This window comes from Nocardia jiangsuensis (assembly GCF_042650385.1).
Taxonomy (GTDB): domain Bacteria; phylum Actinomycetota; class Actinomycetes; order Mycobacteriales; family Mycobacteriaceae; genus Nocardia; species Nocardia jiangsuensis.
In genome coordinates this window covers 1-2676 of the sequence record NZ_JBHSAX010000027.1, presented here as the reverse complement: position 1 = coordinate 2676, position 2676 = coordinate 1, and the positions used below count along the sequence as shown (strand labels likewise).

The following is a 2676-nucleotide window of genomic DNA, read 5'->3' as shown; positions in this document are numbered from 1 at the left end:
TGACAATTTGTTCCGGCGGTGTCCTACTCTCCCACACCCTGTCGAGTGCAGTACCATCGGCGCTGGCAGGCTTAGCTTCCGGGTTCGGAATGGGACCGGGCGTTTCCCTGCCGCTATAACCGCCGTAACTCTGTGAAACAAACAACGTGTGTTGTTTCAGATACTGTACAGTGGACGCGTAGCCATCTTTGTTGGTAAGCCCTCGGCCTATTAGTACCAGTCACCTCCACGCATTACTGCGCTTCCAGTTCCGGCCTATCAACCCCATGGTCTGTAGGGGGCCTTAACCACTCGATGGTGGAGAGAAACCTCATCTTGGAACAGGCTTCCCGCTTAGATGCTTTCAGCGGTTATCCCTTCCGAACGTAGCCAACCAGCAGTGCCCTTGGCAGGACAACTGGCACACCAGAGGTTCGTCCGTCCCGGTCCTCTCGTACTAGGGACAGCCTTCCTCAAGTTTCTGACGCGCGCGGCGGATAGAGACCGAACTGTCTCACGACGTTCTAAACCCAGCTCGCGTGCCGCTTTAATGGGCGAACAGCCCAACCCTTGGGACCTACTCCGGCCCCAGGATGCGACGAGCCGACATCGAGGTGCCAAACCATCCCGTCGATATGGACTCTTGGGGAAGATCAGCCTGTTATCCCCGGGGTACCTTTTATCCGTTGAGCGACACCGCTTCCACATGCCGGTGCCGGATCACTAGTCCCGACTTTCGTCCCTGCTCGACCTGTCAGTCTCACAGTCAAGCTCCCTTGTGCACTTGCACTCGACACCTGATTGCCAACCAGGCTGAGGGAACCTTTGGGCGCCTCCGTTACATTTTGGGAGGCAACCGCCCCAGTTAAACTACCCACCAGGCACTGTCCCTGAACCAGATCATGGCCCGAGGTTAGAAGTCCAATACGATCAGAGTGGTATTTCAACGATGACTCCACGAACACTGGCGTGCCCGCTTCACAGTCTCCCACCTATCCTACACAAACCGTACCGAACACCAATACCAAGCTATAGTGAAGGTCCCGGGGTCTTTTCGTCCTGCCGCGCGTAACGAGCATCTTTACTCGTAATGCAATTTCGCCGAGTCTGTGGTTGAGACAGCAGAGAAGTCGTTACGCCATTCGTGCAGGTCGGAACTTACCCGACAAGGAATTTCGCTACCTTAGGATGGTTATAGTTACCACCGCCGTTTACCGGGGCTTAAATTCTCAGCTTCGCCCTCACGGGCTAACCGGTCCTCTTAACCTTCCGGCACCGGGCAGGCGTCAGTCCGTATACATCGTCTTACGACTTCGCACGGACCTGTGTTTTTAGTAAACAGTCGCTTCTCTCTGGTCTCTGCGACCACCACCAGCTCAGACCGCAAGGGTCGTCACCAGTGCTGGTCCCCCTTCTCCCGAAGTTACGGGGGCATTTTGCCGAGTTCCTTAACCACAGTTCTCTCGATCGCCTCGGTATTCTCTACCTGACCACCTGTGTCGGTTTGGGGTACGGGCCGTGTACCAACTCACTAGAGGCTTTTCTCGGCAGCATAGGATCACTGAATTCACCTCAATCGGCTACGCATCACCTCTCAGGCTATATGCTGTGCGGATTTGCCTACACAACGCCCTACAGGCTTACACCCGGACAACCATTACCGGGCCCAGCTACCTTCCTGCGTCACCCCATCGCTTGACTACTACACCCAGGGTCACGCGCATCCCCTTCTCCTCACCCGAAGGTGATGGATCCGGTTCAGGGCGTTTAGCACAGATGATTCGCCATTGGGCGCGGATACACGGGTACGGGAATATCAACCCGTTGTCCATCGACTACGCCTGTCGGCCTCGCCTTAGGTCCCGACTCACCCTGGGCGGATTAACCTGGCCCAGGAACCCTTGGTCATTCGGCGGACGAGTTTCTCACTCGTCTTTCGCTACTCATGCCTGCATTCTCACTCGCACACCCTCCACAACTAGCTCACGCTGCTGCTTCCCAGGATGCACGACGCTCCCCTACCCACCCCCACCACTGGACCACCCCCCGCAGGGGATGGCCGATGTATTGTGGAAGTGCCGCGGCTTCGGCGGTGTACTTGAGCCCCGCTACATTGTCGGCGCAGGATCACTTGACCAGTGAGCTATTACGCACTCTTTCAAGGGTGGCTGCTTCTAAGCCAACCTCCTGGTTGTCTTCGCGACCCCACATCCTTTTCCACTTAGTACACGCTTAGGGGCCTTAGCCGGCGATCTGGGCTGTTTCCCTCTCGACTACGAAGCTTATCCCCCGCAGTCTCACTGCCACGCTCTCACACCCCGGCATTCGGAGTTTGGCTGACTTCGGTAAGCTTGTGGGCCCCCTAGGCCATCCAGTAGCTCTACCTCCGGAGTGAAACACGTGACGCTGCACCTAAATGCATTTCGGGGAGAACCAGCTATCACGGAGTTTGATTGGCCTTTCACCCCTACCCACAACTCATCCCCTCAGTTTTCAACCTAAGTGGGTTCGGGCCTCCACGACGTCTTACCGTCGCTTCACCCTGGCCATGGGTAGATCACTCCGCTTCGGGTCTAGAACACACGACTCAACGCCCTATTCGGACTCGCTTTCGCTACGGCTACCCCACACGGGTTAACCTCGCCACATGCCACTAACTCGCAGGCTCATTCTTCAAAAGGCACGCCATCACCCACC

2 rRNA genes are annotated in these 2676 nt (G+C 56.7%); both read right to left on the bottom strand.

Going from position 1 to position 2676, the window contains the following annotated elements:
- Positions 1-10: 10 nt before the first annotated feature.
- Positions 11-127 (bottom strand): 5S ribosomal RNA (rrf, locus tag ACFO0B_RS28510).
- A 63-nt stretch (positions 128-190) separates the two neighbouring features.
- Positions 191-2676, bottom strand: a 23S ribosomal RNA gene (locus ACFO0B_RS28505); the annotation flags it as partial.